The organism is Paenibacillus sp. JQZ6Y-1 (assembly GCF_040719145.1).
Classification (GTDB): Bacteria; Bacillota; Bacilli; order Paenibacillales; family Paenibacillaceae; genus Saccharibacillus; species Saccharibacillus kandeliae.
In genome coordinates this window covers 2,499,324-2,518,039 of sequence record NZ_JBFDUZ010000001.1, presented here as the reverse complement: position 1 = coordinate 2,518,039, position 18,716 = coordinate 2,499,324, and the positions used below count along the sequence as shown (strand labels likewise).

Sequence of the window (18,716 nt, the reverse complement as noted above, 5' to 3'; positions counted from 1 at the left end):
TCTATTTGCATCGACAAGAATTCCTGTCAGGCAACAGAACCGAGATAAAGAAGGCAATTTTCCGCTTGTTTTACCATGAAAATCGTAGAATATTGAAACGATAAAAAAGTGTCTGTGGACGATTATAGTTTGCCGATTCCGTTGTTACAGGCGCTTGGGTATAAGAGAGCGCTAGATAACGCTTACAACACGCTTAAAATGGATTTGCTTCTTGGGTATGTACGTAGTAAGGTGAAGGCATAACCTTATGTTGAAAGGATGATACACTGATGAGCAATGTGCAATCTACACCTTACAACCAGACATTATCCAGCTGGAAATTCAAAGCAACCGATGAGCAAGAATGGCTGGATGCTCAAGTGCCTGGAACGGTACATACCGATCTGCTGGCACACAACAAAATTCCAGATCCATTTTACGGTACCAATGAGAAGGATGTGCAGTGGGTCGATAAAAAGGATTGGGAATACATATCTACCGTTTCCATCGAAGAAGCGGTATTGCAGCATTCGCATGTAGAGCTTGTTTTTCATGGATTGGATACATATGCGGATGTGTATTTGAACGATCAGCATGTGTTGTCAGCCGACAATATGTTCCGCACATGGCGTGCCGAAGTGAAAGGCTATGCCAAAGCAGGTGAGAATACACTGCGTATCGTATTTCGTTCGCCGATCAATGAGGATCTGCCGAAGCTGGAAGCGCTCGGCTACCCACTGCCAGCGAGCAATGATCAATCCGATGTTGGAGAGCTAGGCGATAAACGGGTCAGTATCTTTGCACGCAAAGCACCGTATCATTATGGTTGGGACTGGGGACCGCGCTTTGTTACTAGCGGAATCTGGCGTAAGGCAGAGCTGGTAGCATGGTCGGATGTTCGTATTGAAAGTATTCATATCCGTCAGGATCAGGTGACGGCGGAGAGTGCGGAATTGACTGCGATTGTACAGGTGTATTCGGAGCGTGAGCGCGAAGCGAATCTACATATCGCTACGGATCAGGAAAATTGGGAGCAAAAGGTGACTTTACAGGAAGGCACCGATGTTATCGAATTACCGATTACGCTGGACAATCCGCGTCTATGGTGGTCGCGTGGGTTGGGTGAAGCGAATCTGTATACGTTTACAACGACTATAGCTGATCCTGTTAGTCAACAGCCGCTGTCTTCGCAACAGGTACGTACGGGTATCCGCTCCATTCGTTTGGTACGTGAGCAGCACGAGGACTTGCCGGGCACCTCGTTCTATTTTGAAGTCAACGGTGTACCTGTATTCGCCAAAGGGGCGAACCATATCCCGAATGATAGCTTTAGCCCGCGTGTCGATTATCAGCGCTATCTGCATGAGATTGTTTCAGCGGCAGACGCTAATATGAATATGCTGCGTGTATGGGGCGGCGGTATTTATGAAAATGACGAATTTTATGAGCTGTGTGACGAGTACGGTATTCTCGTTTGGCAGGACTTTATGTTCGCTTGCAGTATGTATCCGGGTGATGAGGAGTTTCTGGATAGCGTACAAGCGGAAGCGGAGGACAATGTACGTCGTCTACGCAATCACCCGTCCATCGCGCTCTGGTGCGGCAACAATGAGATTGACTCCGCATGGTCGCATTATGTAGAGGACGGCGGCTGGGGCTGGAAAAAGGATTATACCACCGAGCAGCGTGAGCAGATCTGGGCAGATTACGAAGCGGTGTTCCATGAACTACTGCCGGATGTCGTGCAAACCGAAGCACCGGGTGCCGAATATTGGCCGTCTTCACCGCTAGTTGACCTGACAGCGGATGAGCATCAACATACTCGTTCGTTAACAGATAGCGGCGATATTCACTATTGGGGCGTATGGCATGGCAGTGAGCCATTCGAGAACTATAATGTACACATCGGTCGCTTTATGAGCGAATACGGCTTCCAGTCGTTCCCGGAATATCGTTCCGTACGGACGTATGCGGAGGAATCCGATTTGGAATTGGAATCGGAAGTAATGCTCCGTCACCAGAAGAATGGCGCAGGCAACCGTCTAATCAAGGAATATATGGACAAATACTTGCCGCAGCCGAAGGATTTCCCTTCCTTCCTTTATATGAGCCAGATTTTGCAGGCGGAAGCGATGCAGATGGCAATTGAGGCACATCGCCGCAACAAGCCGTATTGCATGGGAACGCTATACTGGCAAATGAACGATTGCTGGCCAGTCGCTTCTTGGGCAGGAATGGACTACTATGGTCGCTGGAAAGCATTGCATTATTACGCAAAACGCAGCTTCCGCGATCTAGCCGTATCGGTCGATGGTACAAGCGGCGAGCAGTTCGACATATATACCATTTCCGATATTCTGTCTCCGGCAGCACTGACGCTGCGGGTAAAAGTACTCGGGCTGGATGGCGGTTTGTACAAGGAAATTCCACAATCGCTGAATCTAGCAGGTGGCGATTGCGTGAAGCAGCTATCTCTGTCCCGTGATCATCTGCTGGATGGTGTTGATCCGAAGCAGGCAGTATTGCTGGTGGAATTGGAGCATGAAGGTGAGATTGTGGACAGCAAGCTGAACTACTTCGTTCCTGCAAAAGATATTGTGCTGGAGCAGCCGAATATTACCGTAACGGAGACGACCGAACATGGCGTTAGCGTCATCAAGCTGACCACGGACAAGCTGGCGCGTCAGGTATGGTTGTCCGCCGATAACACAGGCGAGTTCAGCGACAATTACTTTGACCTGCTTCCGGGACAGACGCATACGGTCTACTTCCGCCATATGGCTGCTGTACCGCGCCGCGATGCACAGCAACCGGAATACGGTGTACGCGCTGCTTACTTTACGCCGACAACTGCAGAAGGATTGAAGGTAACGTCGATGGCAGATTATATTAACATTGGATCATAGATGAAAATAAAAAGCGTACACAGTTAATTGTGATACGCTTTTTATTTTATGTATATTTTTATACAATGTTATATTTGTATTTATTTGTCATAACATATATATTTGACAACTAGCTAAATTAAATATATTCTATTTTAGAAATCGATGTATCATTATGATTACAAAGGAGAATGTAATGAAAAAAATTATGAGCTTTTTAACTGTAGGTGTATGTGCAATACTAGTATCAACAAATGTTTCAGCCCAATCTGTAAGTCTGGATACATATAACAACTCATTGAAGAATGGAGGTCCTATTGTTTCAGGAGGTGGAATTGGAACTACTGCTATTGCAAAGTATGGCGGTGCGGGGAAATTTTACGATGCATCTACTAAAAGCACTTCTAAGAAAGAAAATTTTAGCTTTAAGATCGAACATACTAAAGGTGTTTCTACATCAGTATCTCGCGCAGTAGCACTTGAAGCATTTACAGAATTATCTGTCGGTGGAGAAACTGAATTACAAATTATAGGTCAAGCTGTAACTGCTAGCGCTGAAGTAAAAGCTGGTGTTAAATCATCTGTAACTACTACCGTAAGTTGGACAGTAGATGCAGCACAGCCTTCTGGGAATTATTTAGCTTCTACAGGTAAAGAGACTATGAAAACAAGTGGTTACATTGAAACTGCTAACACGGGAGGGGTTGTAACTTCGAGTAAGTATATACTGGCATACTATACGACTAGACCTTATAGTAGTGTGAAAAAAGTCTAACTAGACATTATGGTATGTCACTCCATTGTATGAGGTATAAATATAGAGGTGAATATGAAAAAAATCAGTGCATGTGTAATTCTATTATCTATTTCAGTTATGCTAACTGCATGTATAGATTCTTCTAACAAAAAGTTGGCACCGGCAAATGAGGTCATCCAACAAGACAATACAAACGAAAATTCTCAATCAAAAGAAGTGGCATCCTCAGAAGAAGCTGGATTTTTAACAGGAGATAAATTTAAGGAAAATTCAGATTTTGTGATCAAAGATTTTACTTTGACACATAACAAACAAAAAAAAACAGTCGCATATCATCTCGAGTACAAGCTTGGACCGGATGCGACAGCATTTATTGTCGATCATCAGCAACCGTATTATTTTCGATTGGAAGTTCCAGAGAAATGGCGAGAAAGCTTTATATCTACACAATCTGTTGAAGTCAAAGGCTCAAAATTGGATGGAAATAGTGATAGTATATATTCGCTTGAGCTAGAAGTTCCTCTAAAATCTGGTGTTTCCGATTCTACAATTCAACAGATAGTAACTGATCCATACGATTATGTCTTATATCTCTATGAGAATCCAAATTTTCCTGCACGAGTAATAGGCAATATCTATGGCTGGATGAGAACATCTTAACAAGCAGTGACTTTTCATTCATTTATAACCTATAGATGAAACTTCGATGAGGGGTTTTGTCCATAGGTTATTTTTCTAGTTATTGAAATTTACGAAGATATTACAATGTATATCGCAAATTGCTTATCTTGCGAATTTGCATACTGTCTTGTGATTTTGTTCGCGTATGAGTATCATTAGTGTGAGGTGAATTGACTATTATGGAACGATTGCAAAAAATATTGGCTCAGGCAGGGATCGCTTCGCGTCGTAAAAGTGAAGAATTGATTCTGGCGGGAAAAGTAACCGTCAATGGAGAAGTGGTCACGGAGCTTGGAACAAAAGCCGACCCAACTGTCGATGAGATTACGGTGAACGGACGCTCCATCGCGGCCGAGAAAAAAGTATACTATATGCTGAATAAACCCAAAGGGGTTATTACAAGCGCTTCTGATCCAGAAGGACGTAAAACCGTACAGAATTATATGGACGGTGTCAAAGAACGCGTGTATCCGGTCGGCCGTTTGGATTATGACTCGGAAGGCTTGCTGATTATGACCAATGATGGCGAATTGGCAAATTTCCTAACCCATCCGAAACACCACGTACCCAAAACATATCTGGTTACCGTTGAGGGTGTACCACACGGCGAAGCACTGGAGAAATTCCGTCAGGGTATCAAGCTGGAAGATGGCATGACCCAGCCCGCTGAAGCGGAATATTATGATGTGGATACTGATAAAAAGCAGGCGACCATTCGTGTAACGATCTATGAAGGTAGAAACCGTCAGATTCGTCGCATGTTTGAAGCGCTATCGCATAAAGTTATCCGTCTGAAACGCATTTCCTTTGGCGAATTGCTGATCGGCAACCTGAAGCGCGGTATTTATCGCCCGCTGACCAAGCAGGAGATCGACCAATTGCAAAAAGGAAGCAAGTAATACAGTCTTACCGAACGATCTCTGTTTTACCATAACTATGGAATATTCCGTCGCACAGCTAGGGGGCATTAGGGAATGAGTGAACCAATGAATCGTATTCTGGTAGTAGATGACGAAGAGCGTATTCGCCGTCTGCTGCGCATGTATCTGGAAAAGGAAGGCTATGAAATCGAAGAGGCGGAAGACGGCGAAACAGCGCTGCGCAAAGCGCTTGCCGAGGACTATGGTCTGATTATGCTGGATTTGATGCTGCCGGGTATTGACGGGATCGAAGTGTGTAACCGTCTGCGTCAGTCCAAATCGACACCGGTACTGATGCTGACTGCCAAGGGCGAAGAGGTCAACCGCGTACAGGGCTTTGAAGTCGGTGCGGATGACTATGTGGTCAAGCCGTTCAGTCCGCGTGAAGTCATTTACCGAGTGAAAGCGATCATGCGTCGTTCGTCAGCAACCGCGTATCTGTCGCAGGAGACCAATTCCAGCAACAATATCGTATTCCCGAATCTGGTGATTGAGCATGATGCGCACCGTGTAACGGCAAGCGGTTATGAGATCAGCTTGACACCGAAGGAATATGAACTGCTGCATTTCTTGGCAACCTCTCCAGACAAAGTGTTTTCCCGTGAGGAATTGCTGAAGGATGTATGGAATTATGAATTTTTCGGCGATCTGCGTACCGTGGATACCCATGTGAAGCGTCTGCGTGAAAAATTGAATAAAGTATCTCCTGACTCTGCCGCCATGATTACCACCGTCTGGGGTGTAGGCTACAAGCTTGAGGTACCCAAGTAAGTGGATTTCTGGAGAACGCTTGTCGGGAAACTATGGCTGACGATCAGCGGTCTGGTGGCGTGTGTACTGCTGACGCTCGGATTGTTTCTATTGCCGTACATTGATACCAACTTTACCAATTCGGATGCAATCAAGCGTCTGTTTACGTATGTGTCGATTATCGGATTTACGATGACGACGTTTTTTGCCTTGTTTTTGCTGACTAAGATTACACAGCCGATGCAGCAGCTGATTCAGGCGACCGATGGGATTCGGAAAGGAAAGTACAATACGCGTCTCGATCTGCGCACCAGCGATGAGATTGGACAGCTGGCAAGTGCCTTCAACCATATGGCAGAGGAATTGGAAAAGAATATCCAGAGCCTGCAATTGGAAAAGGAACAGATGGCAAGCGTGCTGCGCAGTATGGGCGACGCGGTGATCACCTTTGACAAGCAGGGCAATATGATTCTGCATAATCCACTGGGCGAGATGATCATGGACAGCTGGCACAAAACCGGCTGGGAGCAGAACGGCAGTAGCGAAGGCACAGCTGCATCGCGTGTGCCGCAGCCGCTGTACCCGATGTTTGAGCGTGTGATTCGCGAACGGCAGGAGGAAAGCTCCAATATTCATGTGAAGCAGCAGGTATGGGCGGTCAATATGACGCCACTTTATTCCGGTGAGGATGTACATGGCACCGTATCGGTGCTGCGCAATGTAACTGAGGATGTGCGAGCGGAGAAGATGCTGCGTGACTTTGTTGCCAATGCGTCACACGAGATTCGTACGCCGCTGCAAATGATTCAGGGTTACAGTGAAGCGCTCCTTGATGGCATGGCTTCGTCCAAGGAAGAGACGGACGAGCTGGTACAGGTCATTTATGAGGAATCGCTGCGCATGAGCCGATTGGTACAGGATTTGCTCGATCTGTCGCGTATGGAAGCTGGTCATATGGATATGGGCTTTGATGAAATGCAGCTGAATGAACTAATGGACCGCATGGATCGCAAATTCTCTGTCCGTGCTAAAGAGCGCGACTTGAAGTTAGATGTCATCTGTCAGCCACCGCTACTGGTAGTAGAGGCGGATACAGACCGATTGGAGCAGGTATTTACCAATCTGCTTGATAACGCCTTCCGTCATACACCGTCGGGCGGACATGTCCAAGTACAAGCGATGCTAAAAGGTGAGCAGGTCGAGGTGACCTTTACCGATACCGGCGCAGGCATTCCGCAGGAAGATCTACCGCATATCTTTGAACGCTTTTACAAAGCTGACAAAGCACGCGTGCGTGGTGAATCTGGCGGTACTGGGCTTGGATTGGCGATTGTGCGTAATATTATTGAAGCGCATCATGGTACGATTAGCGCGGATAGTGAAGTGGGCAAAGGTACCACTTTTACCTTACTGCTGCCGCTACGTCATACCGAGCGTGTATCATCATAACAAGTATGGAAGCATCACAAAAAGTCTCTGTCCTATGCAAAGGGCAGAGACTTTTTATTTATTCTGTTCTAATGTTCATAAAACCATTCCCATCATACCGCCTAATATAAAAGCAATGCTCATAAAAACAAGCATAGCAGTGAGACAGCCTGCCCCGTTGACTCCACTGGCGATAACGGCTTGCTGTGGACGTTGGGGGTTGTATAGAATATTCATCTTTTTGCCAAGACGTTGAAAGGAAAGGTTGCTACTATATGGATTCCAGAATTGAATTTCTTGACCGGAATTTGTATAAAATCGGATTTTGAGTTCTCGTGTATATTGTGTATCTACGAGATCATCCCGATCAAATGGCGTAATATCTACATCGATATCGATATGCGCATCTATAACCTCGCCTTTTGTAAGAATCCAATGTTTTTTGCGATAACGATGCTTTTGAATCAAACGAAAGGACAAATAAAGCATCAACATTCCCAAAAGCGCAAAAAAAGGTGCTAGTAACGGGGATTCAAGATGAAACCAATACATAGTAAAATCAATCGACATTGTTCCAAAACTCCTAGTATGTAAAATTAAAATGAATCTCTACATGCTTGCTTATTTGCTATCGTATTCATTTGCTTATATTAAGTATAAACTACTATCTGACTATATAAATACTGTTATTTCATTATAATCTACAACCGATGCTATTCATTCTATCGTACAAAAAGTTGAATCATACGTCGTAACTATTACGTAAAAAAAGGATATAAAGGATAGTAATGGTTATATTTAGTGTAGGAGTGTATAGGTAATCAATTCAAAACAAGATGTACAGTCTAGTAGAAGTAAGGATGATACTTTGTACAATCATGCGCTACGAAGATTCCTTTAAACTGAACCAACTACATAACGAATGGGGGAACATCATGATGGCAAAACGTAAATACAAGACCAATATAACCGGTCGCATAATCGCCGCCGTCTATCTTATATTCGCGTATCAATTCGCAAATGATCTATTCGGAAATGCATTATCCAACTACCCATTTGGCATATTTTCCTTAATCCTGATTGGGGCATTTATCATTACGACTGTGTTTGATCGTTTTATAGCATATGATTTTTTTAGAAATGATCAATAGATCACAACAAATGCTTAACAAAAAAAGCAGCAACGACTACCGGGAAACGGTGAGCGTTGCTGCTTTTCTTTTACCAATAGGCAATCCGTTATACCAGCACAACTTCCTGCGCCGTATTGAGATTCGGCAGTTCTACCAAGCCAAGCAGAACTTCCTTCGGTACATCCTTGTCCACGGTCAAAATCATGATCGCTTCGCCGCCTTCATTTTTCCGTCCAACCTGCATGGAGGCGATATTGACATCCTTTTGACCGAGCAGGGAGCCGACATTACCGATAATGCCCGGTTTATCTGTATGGGAAACGAGAATCTGGTGACCTGCTGGCAGAACGTCCACCGAGTAGCCGTTAATGCGTACAATGCGCTCACCGTAACCGCTCAGCAGCGTACCAGCAACCTGCTGGCTTGTACCATCCTGACCTTGCAAACTTACAGTAATCAGGTTGGTAAAGCCGCGTGTCGATGGCGAACTAGTCACGACTACGTTCAGATCGCGGATTTTCGCCAGATGCAGCGAGTTGACGATATTTGCTTCCGAACCGAGATGACGAGCAAGAATGCCTTTCAAAATATAACGTGTCAGCTGCTGCGTATCCACTTCGGACAATTCGCCCGCATATTCAATGCGAATTTCTTGAATTGCTTGCACCGAGATTTGAGCGGCAAAGCTGCCAAGTTTCTCACCAAGGCTAAAGTATGGCTGCAATTTGTTCATCACGCTGGCAGCCACTGGCGGCATATTTACAGCATTTTTAAACGGCTCATCGCGCAAAATATGCAGTACTTGCTCAGACACGTCAATTGCCACATTCTCCTGTGCTTCCACGGTCGAAGCGCCCAAGTGAGGCGTTACGATGATGTGTGGATTGTTCAGGAATGGATGATCTGCCTGTGGAGGCTCGCTTTCAAATACGTCAAAGGCTGCACCGGCAACGATACCGTCTTCGATCGCTTGCACCAGCGCCAACTCGTCGATCACGCCGCCACGTGCGCAGTTCACGATACGCATTCCTTTTTTCATAATGGCAAATTGAGCAGTGGAGATCATATGCTTCGTTTCTGGTGTCAGTGGCGTATGCACAGTCATAAAGTCGGCGTTTTGCAAAATGTCATCTACACTTGCCAGCTTGATGCCCATTTTTTCTGCGCGTTCTTGAGTCAGGAACGGATCGTAGCCGAGAATGTCCATGCCAAACGCTTTGGCACGTTTTGCCACTTCACTACCGATGCGACCCATACCGAGTACGCCCAGTGTTTTGTTGCGCAGCTCAACGCCGAGGAACGATTTACGATCCCATGTACCGTTGATCGTTTTGGCATATGCTTGTGGAATATGACGGGCAAGCGCCATCATCATGGCAAAGGTATGCTCACACGTCGTAATCGTATTGCCATCTGGAGCATTGATTACGATAATCCCACGCTGCGTTGCCGCTTCCAGATCAATATTGTCAACGCCGACACCGGCACGTCCAACCACTTTCAAGTTTGTTGCAGCTTCCATAATACGAGCTGTTACCGTTGTTTGGCTGCGTACCAGCAGGGCATCGTATTCGCCGATAATGGCAATCAGTTCATCTTCGCTCAAACCTGTTTTCTTTTCCACCGTAATATCAGTTGCATCCACCAGCTGTTGAATTCCCAGATCGCTGATCGGATCGGATACCAGTACCTTAAACATTGTATTGTTCCTCCTCTAGAATGGTCATTCGTTTTCAACATTCGTAATCATCGTGAGTGAACTTGCAAGGGTACAGCATAATTTATATAAACATTTGCCTCTGTCGCCAGCGCTGACACGCAGCGGCGAAATGTCAATATTTCGGATGAGTCTGTTCCAGTATGGAAGATCATAGTTTGCGCAGCGTTTACGCGGGTCATGGATTACATTAACTACACGTTGTTAGCGAATAAACGCAGTAACGCATAAAAGCAAAAATCATACAAAAAAAGCGCTCATCTCCAAACTACAATTGCAAACTGTAGCAAAGGGACGAGAGCTGTCGTGGTACCACCCTAATTCGCTGTCCTCTCGCGAGGGTCAGCCTTATGGTCAAGTGAATCTTGACCGGATCGCTAACGGGATCATCCGACTGTACCTACTTCGATGTTCAATACAGTGACTCGGGAGCGCTCAAAGCATCAATCGGTTTACCGGTTTGCACCAACCACCGGCTCTCTGAAAACCTGATCCGAAGCTTTTCTCCTTCATTGGCGTTCTCAATGATTTAATTGTTTCATAATGTAACATGGGTTACATGCCATGTCAATAACCATTTTCAAATCAAAACACGAATATTCAAGATGAATAGGTCTGAAATATACGTGTTATGATCACTCGGCTTTTATTGTAGCGCACAACTATGCGATAATACAATCAAAACAAGCAAAATTTGAAATGAACTACAAAAAATAGGTATATCGGTGTTGGTTTGGAACAAGCAACATGGGCATTCCGAATGAATTGCAAACGACAGCTATGTCATCTTCGTTCGCCATGCTATAATACGTATTCCAAATGCTTATTATCTACCCGATGACTGTAACCATCAAAGGATCGTGACTATGAAAAAGAAGAAGCTTCGCTCATTCAAGTTGCAGCGCGTCAAGCCGGAGCAATTGACAGATCGGCTTTTGCTTGCCAACTTATATTTGACACAGGGATTAACTTTAATCGTTGGATTGATCTGGATTTGGTTGCAGGGACGTAATCCACTCACCCTGCTCAAGCTACCAACGGATTTGCACTTTGTATGGTGGGGGTTGGGGCTGGCGGCAGCAATGCTGGTGGTTGATTTGTTCATCTCTAGAGTAGTGCCAGACAATAGTATGGACGATGGTGGTATTAACGAATTAATTTTCAAAAATCGTCCGATTTGGCATATTATAATCATTACGCTGATCGTTGGCGTTTGTGAAGAATTATTGTTCCGTGGAGCGCTGCAATACGCTTTCGGACCATACTGGACAAGCATTATTTTCGCTGCGATTCACTTTCGTTATCTGCGACATTGGATTCCTACGGGCTGGGTGTTTGTCAGTAGCTACGCTCTTGGGTATATTTATATTGAATCCGGTACATTATGGGCACCAATTTTATGTCATTTTATGATTGACCTGATATCCGGTCTGATTATTTCGTTGCGGAGGGAAAAATGAGCGAACGTCTAAGCCGGTTGAAACGCTATGGCAGTAATCGAGATGAAGGCATCCTTACAAGTGGACGTATTAAAATGCCGGGTGGTCGCAGCAAGCGATCTTCACGGACGGTAAGACAGGCAGCATATCAGCCTGCATTGGTCGATGGGCAAGTGCTAGAGCAGGACGTCGATGGGGAAGAGGAAGAAGACGAGGAAAAGGAATATGCGCCTCGGAGTACAATCTATCCATCACGTAAGATCAAGCTTGCTAAGTTTTTCTACGGCTATCTGATTTTTATGTTTGTCGTATTAACTAGCATGCTGCTCTGGTGGGGTTTCCAGTTGTCCGGCTTTACATTAACATGGAGCTGGCTCAAGCAATTGATCACTTAATAGTCACATGCCACCACATCGCCAATCAAAAGCAGCTTCGGTATACTCATCCGAAGCTGCTTTTTTTGCGTAGTATGTAGTATAAGGTATAGAGCACTGCATACGATTCTTTGACCCGTTAAGATGAGATTTGCTTTTGTTTCCTAGCAAAAAAGGAAGCCACAATGGGCTTCCTTAGGGTACGTATAGTGCGATATGCAGTAAAATATGTGCTTTGCGCTTCTCAGATGTAGTGTATAGATTCTCAGATATAGTCTCAAGATTTATCAGACGTAATCTACAAACATATATCGTTTATACACGTATCCGTTTCACTGCTTAGCGTGCTTCAGGCTCGATGCTGTTTGGATCAACAAAGGTGTAGCCTTTTTGCTCTAGTTTAGTAAGCAGGCGATCCAATGCTTCCACCGTCCACGGCAATTCGTGCATCAGAATGATGCTGCCAGAGTGCAGTTGATCCATGACATTGGTAATGACGGCATCCGGGTCTTTCAGGTTTACCCAGTCCAGTGATCCAACCGACCAGTTCATATACAGCATATGATGCTTGTCTGCGAGCGCATGCACGGTATCGTTAGTAGCACCGTTTGGAGCGCGCAGGAAGCGTGGCGATTCATTGATCGTATCTTCGATCAGCTTCTGAGTATCCTCGATTTGTTGTGTAACCTTCGCTTTGGATTCATTTTTGAGCACGATATGATCCTGTGTATGGTTACCGATGATACCGCCGCGGTCGTGAATCAGCTTCAGCAATTCTGGATGCGTTTTGATCCGGTAGCCGTTAACGAAAAAGATCGCTTTGGCATTATGCTTATCCAGCGTATCCATCATACTGTTGATCATTTCCTTTTCCTTCGGACCATCGTCAAATGTCAGCAGAACGACTTTTTTCGGCGTTTCCTTGGATTCCTCATTCGGTATGATGTTGTAGTTTTTGTCCATATGATACGTGTACGTAGCAGGTGCTTCCGCCTGTTCACCTGTAGTCGATTCGCTACTGGTACCAGATTGCTCGCCAGTTGCCGTTGTACCCGTCGCCGCAGTGGAACTTTCTCCACTTTCGGTTGCAGTAGAAGCCGTTTCCCCGTTTGTTGATGTGGTTGTATCACCACTATCTGAACTGTTTTCTGTAGTGGTGGCAGTTGTAGAAGTACCGCTGCCTGATGACGTGGTTGCTGTCGATTGGCTTGCGCCCTGACTGCTGCATGCAGACAAAAGAAGCACCGACAACAGCAGGCAGGCTGCTGTTTTGTTTTTCATGAAAGTCACACTCTTTTCTTTATGTAATAGTTGATCAAAACGCATATGTAAATTAAACCCATAACAGCCAGCAAAAATCAATCATATTTCGTTATTTTTGCATGAGCGTAGGCACACCGCATTTTATTAACCCCGCCACAGCGCGGCTGAATCATTTTTTGGCAAAATAGGGTTGTAGCGTAGGAATTCGCAAGAGTACGTTTTATTGCGTGCATTTACGGATAATAAATGGTAACATAGTGAATATAGCATCGCTATATTTATCATCAAATGAATAGGGAGTAAATGACCGGCCGGTCGGCTGGATCATAACCTATGTTTTTAAGGGGGATCCTATCATGAAAATAGAAAGATTGAGCTCAGACAAAATACGGATTTTCCTTACGTTTGACGATCTAACTGAGCGCGGCATTCAAAAGGAAGATATGTGGCAGGAGATTCCAAAGGTGCATGACCTGTTCACAGAGATGATGGACCAAGCTTATACGGAGCTTGGATTTGACGCTACTGGTCCGCTGGCGGTCGAAGTATTCGCACTTCCTGCACAGGGCATGGTAGTTATCGTTACTCGCGGTAAATACGATCAGCATCTGGGCACGATGAGCGAAGATGATCTGGCGGATGAGATATACGAAATGGAAGTCACATTGGAGGAAACCGATTTTATCGCGTATTCCTTTAAGGATTTTGAAACGTTGATCGAAGCGGCACATACATTATCGCAAAATGTGACCGAAGCTGGCCGACTGTACCATTATAAGGATCAATGGGTGTTTACACTCGATCCGGCAGAGGTTGACATGTCGAAGCATGCGGCTCTGATCGCGGTGCTGGCTGAATTCGGAGATGCAACATCATTGACGGAAGCAGTGCTGGAGGAATACGGCAAGGTGATTATGCCGGAACACGCCATCCAGACGATCTGCGAGCATTTTGAACGCAATGATTGATTGAATTGAGGCATCCGGGTAGTCCTTCACTCTAAATAGTCAGAACCGGCCGGAAGGAGTTCCTGTTGACACATTGCAGATCATGAATTGTCTGCCGGTCGTCGGGCTATTTTAATGAGGGGGTATACGGGTGTCTTTATTTTCACTTTTAATGGCGGCAATTGCTCCGGGCATTGCGCTATTGACTTATTTTTACCTGAAGGACAAATACGACACCGAGCCGCTCCATCTGGTTGCCCGCTTTTTTGTATTCGGGATTGCGATTGTGTTTCCGATTATGATTATTCAACGGGGGCTGATGTTTGGCCTTGGTGATAATCCGTATGTATATTCGTTTGTCATCTCCTCTGGTGTAGAGGAAACGGTAAAGTGGTTTATTTTGTACCACATTCTGTACAATCATACCGAGTTTGATGAACCGTATGATAGCATCGTATATGCGGTAGCGATCGGGCTTGGCTTTGCAACATTGGAAAATGTACTGTATGCACTGTACAATTCCATGTCGGTTGTATCCCTGCTTGGACGCGGATTGTTACCTGTATCCGGTCATGCGCTGTTCGGCGTCATTATGGGATACTATATGGGTAAAGCCAAATTCAGTATCAATGCTCGCAAACGTCGCTGGTTTGTCATCTGCTCGTTGCTGCTGCCGATATTCTGGCACGGCGTCTATGATTTCATTTTGAATACGGTCACTCAGGGCTGGCTATGGTACATCGTACCGTTAATGCTGTTCCTGTGGTATGGTGGCATGCTGAAGATCGCACGCGCCAATAGCCGTTCACCGCTACGCTTTGTAAAGCGGGAGGAAGAAATGAATACATGAATACATCCAAGACGGATTTCGCAGTCGGCTATCCGGCCGATGATAGCGAAGTCCGTTTTTTGTAGGTTGGTCACTATGGGAGGTGCAGGGAATGGATTGGAAGCACGCAGAACATCTGTGTTTGGAGTTTGGTACCGGCGAAGTAGGAGAAGCAAGCGATATTTATACAGCGGATATGACGCTGGTGGATGATCAATACATACATACTGGCTCATTGCTTGGTGCAGACGGTAACGCCAAGCATCTGGAGTCAGGTCAACTGATTAGCGGCTATATTGTACTGCGCAATGATACGCGATATTACTTTGACAGCGAAGTGGTCTCGTATGATGCGGCTTCGGAGCAAGCGGTATTTCGTCGCCCTGATGAGCAGGAGCTGACTGAAACGCGTAGTCGCAAGTACTTGCGTGTGCGTGCAGAGCTGGAGCTAGCAGTCAAATGCGGTGATCAGCGCTTTACAGTATTAACGACTGAGGTAAGTGCGGGCGGTCTAGTATTTGTACCAGAGGCGGGCATGAATGTACAGCGCGGCGACAGTCTGGAATGCTGGCTGCTGATTCACATGAAAAATGGTGCTATTGAGCATGTGCCGCTGGAAGCGATTGTTTTGTCTAGTAGCGGAGCAACCGCTCAAGGTGGACGCTGCAAAATTGAATATACTGCAATTGCCTCGGCAGATCAGCAAAAGCTGATCCGTTACTGCTTTGAACGACAGTTCGACTTCCGCACGTAGCAAGCCATTGTGCGTTTTTGCATGTTGGTATGGACTGTGTTATAATTTGCTTGACGCAGGCCATGCCTGTTTTTTTATTGAGTTGGAGTATGAAGGTCGAGGGGGAGTTCCGATTGGAACGCCAGGATTTGCACAACAGTGGGAAAATCAACATTGCGATTGATGGACCTGCCGGCGCGGGGAAGAGCACAATTGCCCGTATGGTTGCCCGGCATCTTGGTTATGTATACGTAGATACCGGAGCGATGTACCGTGCCGTTACATGGCATATGCTTCAATTAAATATTGAGCCTGAAAATGCCGAAAAGGTGCTTCAAGAAGCACAAAATCTGGTGATTGAATTAGTACCTGATGAACAGGGACAGCGTGTACTGGTAAACCAGAACGATGTTACGACAGAGATTCGTACACTTGCCGTGAATCGGATCGTCTCGCGCTATGCGCAGATTGAAGGCGTACGCATTTTGCAAGCCGCTGTGCAACGCAAAATTGCTTTGCGCAAAGGTGTCGTAATGGATGGACGGGATATCGGATCGCATGTGCTGCCGGATGCCGAATTGAAGATTTTCATGACGGCAACGGTACAGGAGCGTGCAAGACGCCGCTTTGCGGAGATGGACGCGTCTGAGAGCATTACGCTGGAACAGCTTGAACGCGAAATCGCGGAACGGGACCGGTTGGATGAACAACGTGAATTCTCGCCGTTAGTATGTGCCGAAGATGCGATTGTACTTGATACAACGTCAATGTCGATTGATGAAGTATCCAACCGCATACTAGAGCTTGCTCATACTACGCTGGCAGGGAGACACTAGACGATGTTCTATTCATTTGCTCGTGCTGTGATTCGTTTTGTTTACAGGATCTTGTTCCGTATCCAGACGGTTGGAACAGAGAACATTCCCGCTGAAGGCGGCGTGTTGTTATGTTCTAACCATATCAGTAATCTAGACCCACCGTTGGTCGGGATTCTGATTAAGCGCCATATTCGTTTTATGGCAAAAGAAGAGCTGTTTGCTTTACCGGTACTTGGACCGATTCTTCCCAAGCTAGGTGCTTTCCCAGTGAAACGTGGAGGCATTAGCAAAGATTCCATTCGTACAGCGCTCAATGTGCTGCGCGATGGCGGGATACTCGGTATTTTTCCAGAAGGTACGCGCAATTCGCAAGCCCAGGTTGCCAAAAAAGGGGCAGCAGTATTTGCATTGCGGAGTGATGCAGCTGTGATCCCAGTTGCGATTATCGGTCATTACAAGCTATTCGGTAAAATGAAAGTTGTATATGGTACGCCGGTTGATCTGACGGATTACAAGGGAAAACAAGCTACCGGTACAGCCGAGGAAGCCACGGATAAGATCATGGCTGCCATCAATCAGCTGAAACAGCAACATCAATCATAATGTGTTTTGAACTACGCCATCGTGCGAGTTTAAATAAATGGGATTTGAATTGAGGAGGGTATTGACATGTCGGAAGAAAACAATAACCAGGAAACTACCGAAGTTACTAACCAGGAGGCACTGGAGCAAGTAGTGTCTGTGAAAAAAGGTGACACGGTTACCGGAACAATCGTCAAAATTGAAGACAATCAAGCTTACGTAAGTATTGGATATAAATATGACGGTATTATTCCGGTTCGTGAACTTTCTTCGGTACACGTAGACAGCGCTTCGGAAGCAGTCGAAGTTGGCCAAGAAGTAGAGTGCAAGGTTGTCAGCATCAACGACGACAAAGAAAGCCTCGTTCTGTCCAAACGTGCAATCGACAGCGAAAACGCTTGGGAAACACTGGAACAGCGTTTTGAAGCTGGCGAAGTATTCGAAGTTACTGTGTCCGATGTAGTAAAAGGCGGACTGGTAGCAGATGTAGGCGCTCGCGGATTCATTCCTGCGTCCATGGTAGAGCGTCACTTTGTTGAAGATTTCAGCGATTACAAAGGCCGCACACTGCGCGTAAAAGTAAAAGAACTGGATCGCGAAAACAACAAAGTAATCCTGTCTCAAAAAGACGTTCTGGAAGCAGAATACGAAACAAACAAACAATCCATCATGGAGAGCCTGCAAGAAGGTCAAGAACTGACAGGTACTGTACAACGCCTGACTCAGTTCGGTGCATTCGTTGACGTAGGTGGCGTGGACGGTCTGGTTCACGTATCCGAAATCGCATGGACTCATGTGGACAAACCAGCTGATGTACTGTCTGAAGGCGACGAAGTGAAAGTAAAAGTCCTTCGCGTTGATCCAGAAAAAGGTAAAATCAGCTTGAGCATCAAAGCAGCTCAACCAGGTCCTTGGGAAACTGCTGCTGACAAATTCCACACTGGCGACGTAGTAACAGGCGAAGTAAAACGCCTTGTTAACTTCGGTGCATTCGTAGAAATCGCTCCAGGTGTAGAAGGTCTGGTTCACATTTCCCAGATCTCTCACAAACACATCGGTACTCCGCAAGAAGTACTGGAAGAAGGTCAAACTGTTACAGTGAAAGTACTGGACGTAAACCCTTCCGAAAAACGTGTTAGCCTGAGCATCAAAGAAACGGAAGAAGCTCCAGCTGACGAGCCAAAAGCTTCACGCGAAAGCAAATCCAAAGCACCTAAACAAGAAGAACTGAACAACCCTAACGTGTCCTTGAGCAATCAAGGCATGAACGTTACCCTGGGTGACCTGTTCGGCGACAAACTAAGCAAATTTAAGTGATTACAAGCAAGCGATCTTCTTGCTTGAGTAAACCGGAACGCTTCAATCCGGTTTACTAAGATTTTTAGCAAGCGATCTTCTTGCCAAAGAAACACCATCACATTTCATACACCGGAGCTATCGCACCGTCATTCGATACGACTTGGCGTTGCGATAGCTCCAAC

At 45.7% G+C, this 18,716-nt stretch carries 17 protein-coding genes and 1 other annotated feature; of the genes, 14 read left to right on the top strand and 3 right to left on the bottom strand.

Annotated elements, in window-relative coordinates; genetic code table 11:
• The first annotated feature begins 269 nt into the window (after nt 1-269).
• From ABXR35_RS10735 to ABXR35_RS10710, 6 genes are all read left to right on the top strand, one after another.
• The gene (locus tag ABXR35_RS10735; protein ID WP_367059373.1) at nt 270-2,885 is read left to right on the top strand and encodes a beta-mannosidase; all 2,616 of its coding nucleotides are present in this window, start codon (nt 270-272) and stop codon (nt 2,883-2,885) included.
• Nucleotides 2,886-3,060: 175 nt separating this feature from the next.
• On the top strand, nt 3,061-3,639 hold the full coding sequence (locus ABXR35_RS10730) for a hypothetical protein (RefSeq protein ID WP_367059371.1): 579 nt from the start codon (nt 3,061-3,063) through the stop codon (nt 3,637-3,639).
• Nucleotides 3,640-3,693: 54 nt separating this feature from the next.
• Nucleotides 3,694-4,281: a hypothetical protein gene (locus tag ABXR35_RS10725; RefSeq protein WP_367059369.1), complete on the top strand. Its 588-nt coding sequence runs from the start codon at nt 3,694-3,696 to the stop codon at nt 4,279-4,281.
• 200 nt (nt 4,282-4,481) lie between these two features.
• Nucleotides 4,482-5,201, top strand: coding sequence for a pseudouridine synthase (locus ABXR35_RS10720; RefSeq protein ID WP_367059366.1), 720 nt, complete (start codon nt 4,482-4,484; stop codon nt 5,199-5,201).
• A 75-nt stretch (nt 5,202-5,276) separates the two neighbouring features.
• The gene (locus ABXR35_RS10715; protein WP_367059364.1) at nt 5,277-5,993 is read left to right on the top strand and encodes a response regulator transcription factor; all 717 of its coding nucleotides are present in this window, start codon (nt 5,277-5,279) and stop codon (nt 5,991-5,993) included.
• Nucleotides 5,994-7,421 carry a HAMP domain-containing sensor histidine kinase gene (locus ABXR35_RS10710; RefSeq protein WP_367059361.1) on the top strand — a complete coding sequence of 476 codons (1,428 nt, stop codon included), beginning with the start codon at nt 5,994-5,996 and terminating at the stop codon, nt 7,419-7,421.
• A 75-nt stretch (nt 7,422-7,496) separates the two neighbouring features.
• On the opposite strand, the gene ABXR35_RS10705 is transcribed toward ABXR35_RS10710, so the two are convergent.
• Entirely contained in the window at nt 7,497-7,970 is a 474-nt protein-coding gene (locus tag ABXR35_RS10705; protein WP_367059359.1) for a DUF3592 domain-containing protein, read from the bottom strand.
• A gap of 669 nt (nt 7,971-8,639) precedes the next feature.
• The gene (gene serA, locus ABXR35_RS10700; protein ID WP_367059357.1) at nt 8,640-10,232 is read right to left on the bottom strand and encodes a phosphoglycerate dehydrogenase; all 1,593 of its coding nucleotides are present in this window, start codon (nt 10,230-10,232) and stop codon (nt 8,640-8,642) included.
• A 305-nt stretch (nt 10,233-10,537) separates the two neighbouring features.
• Nucleotides 10,538-10,772 (bottom strand) — a binding site (T-box leader).
• Between the two features lie 344 nt (nt 10,773-11,116).
• Between serA and ABXR35_RS10695 the strand changes: the two genes are divergently transcribed.
• Nucleotides 11,117-11,710 (top strand): CPBP family glutamic-type intramembrane protease, encoded by a 594-nt coding sequence (locus tag ABXR35_RS10695; protein WP_367059354.1) that lies wholly within the window; start codon nt 11,117-11,119, stop codon nt 11,708-11,710.
• On the top strand, nt 11,707-12,084 hold the full coding sequence (locus tag ABXR35_RS10690; RefSeq protein ID WP_367059352.1) for a hypothetical protein: 378 nt from the start codon (nt 11,707-11,709) through the stop codon (nt 12,082-12,084). The genes ABXR35_RS10695 and ABXR35_RS10690 overlap by 4 nt, the downstream gene beginning before the upstream one ends.
• Before the next feature lie 318 nt (nt 12,085-12,402).
• On the opposite strand, the gene ABXR35_RS10685 is transcribed toward ABXR35_RS10690, so the two are convergent.
• Nucleotides 12,403-13,344 (bottom strand): polysaccharide deacetylase family protein, encoded by a 942-nt coding sequence (locus ABXR35_RS10685; RefSeq protein ID WP_367059349.1) that lies wholly within the window; start codon nt 13,342-13,344, stop codon nt 12,403-12,405.
• 338 nt (nt 13,345-13,682) lie between these two features.
• Here ABXR35_RS10685 and ABXR35_RS10680 point away from each other — a divergent pair, with 338 nt between their 5' ends.
• The 6 genes from ABXR35_RS10680 to rpsA all read left to right on the top strand — a co-directional run bounded on the left by ABXR35_RS10680 (nt 13,683) and on the right by rpsA (nt 18,552).
• A complete protein-coding gene (locus ABXR35_RS10680) occupies nt 13,683-14,294 on the top strand; it encodes a genetic competence negative regulator (RefSeq protein WP_367059347.1) in 612 nt (203 codons plus the stop codon).
• A 130-nt stretch (nt 14,295-14,424) separates the two neighbouring features.
• Nucleotides 14,425-15,123, top strand: coding sequence for a glutamic-type intramembrane protease PrsW (prsW, locus tag ABXR35_RS10675; protein WP_367059344.1), 699 nt, complete (start codon nt 14,425-14,427; stop codon nt 15,121-15,123).
• Nucleotides 15,124-15,214: 91 nt separating this feature from the next.
• A complete protein-coding gene (locus tag ABXR35_RS10670) occupies nt 15,215-15,856 on the top strand; it encodes a PilZ domain-containing protein (RefSeq protein ID WP_367059342.1) in 642 nt (213 codons plus the stop codon).
• 113 nt (nt 15,857-15,969) lie between these two features.
• Nucleotides 15,970-16,671: a (d)CMP kinase gene (gene cmk / locus ABXR35_RS10665; RefSeq protein WP_367059340.1), complete on the top strand. Its 702-nt coding sequence runs from the start codon at nt 15,970-15,972 to the stop codon at nt 16,669-16,671.
• A 3-nt stretch (nt 16,672-16,674) separates the two neighbouring features.
• Nucleotides 16,675-17,256, top strand: coding sequence for a lysophospholipid acyltransferase family protein (locus tag ABXR35_RS10660; protein ID WP_367059337.1), 582 nt, complete (start codon nt 16,675-16,677; stop codon nt 17,254-17,256).
• A gap of 66 nt (nt 17,257-17,322) precedes the next feature.
• The gene (gene rpsA, locus ABXR35_RS10655) at nt 17,323-18,552 is read left to right on the top strand and encodes a 30S ribosomal protein S1 (protein WP_367059334.1); all 1,230 of its coding nucleotides are present in this window, start codon (nt 17,323-17,325) and stop codon (nt 18,550-18,552) included.
• Nucleotides 18,553-18,716 lie beyond the last annotated feature (164 nt).